Genomic DNA, 1,567 nt, shown 5'->3' on the forward strand with positions numbered 1-1,567 from the left:
TCCCTGACCTGGTGGTGCCAGTCGACGACCTCGCCGGGATCGAGGCCGAGCGCGAGCCAGTGCCCGGTCTTCGTGGTCACCTCTTCGCCGAGAAGGATCAGGAAGTCATCGGCGGCCAGATGCCCCCACACCCCCGGGGCCGCGGCTGAGTTGTGCTCTGTCGTCGCGATGAAGTCGAGCTTGGCCGCCCTCGCCCGGACGGCCAACTCTTCGGGGGTGAGTTCCCCGTCCGAGTGGACGGAATGGACGTGGCAGTCCCCGCGGTACCAGGCCGCCCCGCGTCCAACCGCCCGCGCCGACGGAAAGCTCAAACTCGACACGGTTCTCCTCCCAGAGGCCTATCGAGCCAACGTGCCAACCGGGGTAACCCGTTCCATCCCCCGCTGAGCCGGATCTCGGTCGAGATGTCAGACCGAGATCTCATGCTGCAACGATCAGTTAGTAGATGAGGGCTCCAGGCTGCCGTCGGAAATAGTGCCCGTTGAGAGCGGCCGTTCACCGCCGTGTCCTGCCTAAGGGGTACTCCTCCCGCCGCAACCGCCGCTACCTGCGCCGACGCCAGATCAAGCACACCATCCTCGAGCCGAAGAACCAGCGGGCCAACCACCAACGCCGTGGCAGTAACGGCGGCCGACCTGCTGGCATCGGCAAGACGATCTACAAGCGGAGGAATGAAACTGAGCGAACGATCAACGCCCTCAAGAACTTCGCGCCGGGGCCACGAGGTTCGATAGACGCGCTTGCGTCTTCCGCGGCACCGTCACCCTCGCCTCGATCAGACTTTGGCCCCGGCGTACGTTCGTCCCCCGCGGCGCTTTCGGCCGCTCGGCTGCTGCTGATGAGATCAGTGGTAGGCGTGGACGACGGCGTGGCCCTTGCCTCGGCCGATCATCCACTTGTTGAGCGGGGTAGTGACCAGGAAGGCCACGGCGAAGCCGCCCAGCAGCGCGCCCCAGAACAGTGCCTCGTCCAGGTGGGCGTCCATCGCGCCGGGCGTGAGGGCGATGATCGCGTTGTCGACCAGTTCCATCACCGCGATGGAGACGGTGTCGGCAGCCAGCGCCACCTTGATAGCGGTCTTGAGGTCCAGGCCGGCCCGCGCTACGGCGAACAGCGTGAACGAGTAGCCGAAGAGGAATGCCAGCCCGATCGCCAGCGCCATGGTGGGGACGTTGCTCCACAGCAGGGCGGTGCCGATCGCCATACCGGTGATCTCGCCGATGGCGCACCCGGTCAGGCAGTGCAGGGTCGCCCTCGCCGCCGTACTCCAGGATGCACCGGCGTGACCGCCGCGGTGACCCTCGTGCGCGGCGTGGTCGTGCACGGTGCTGTCGTGAGCGGTGTGGTCCATGACCTTCATCCCCATTCCCGTCCAGTGTGGTCCGTTCCCGGTTCCCACACCAATGGTATACCCCCCAGGGGTATTCATCCGGAGTGATCCTCCGGTGCTGAGACGGGCCCGCGAAACGCCATGGGGTTGCGTGCGGGGGGGGGCGAGGTCAGTTCTCGGCGGACGCGAGGTCGAGGTCGGTCAGGCGCGCGGGATCGGCGAGGATGTCGATGGCGA

The 1,567-nt window shown here is 66.8% G+C and carries 2 protein-coding genes and 1 pseudogene; 1 reads left to right on the forward strand and 2 read right to left on the reverse strand.

The genetic code is table 11. The features are described from left to right. Positions 1-311: CehA/McbA family metallohydrolase (locus ACZ7HQ_RS45375; protein WP_471003468.1), on the reverse strand; the 311-nt coding region annotated here is incomplete at its 3' end. Between the two features lie 203 nt (positions 312-514). On the opposite strand from ACZ7HQ_RS45375, the pseudogene ACZ7HQ_RS45380 reads away from it, so the two are divergent. After that, positions 515-792: pseudogene (locus tag ACZ7HQ_RS45380) on the forward strand (IS5/IS1182 family transposase); the annotation flags it as partial. A gap of 52 nt (positions 793-844) precedes the next feature. On the opposite strand, the gene ACZ7HQ_RS45385 reads toward ACZ7HQ_RS45380, so the two are convergent. After that, positions 845-1,360: a DUF4396 domain-containing protein gene (locus tag ACZ7HQ_RS45385; protein ID WP_390334377.1), complete on the reverse strand. Its 516-nt coding sequence runs from the start codon at positions 1,358-1,360 to the stop codon at positions 845-847. Positions 1,361-1,567 lie beyond the last annotated feature (207 nt).

It is taken from the genome of Streptomyces sp. NPDC037290 (assembly GCF_055603245.1).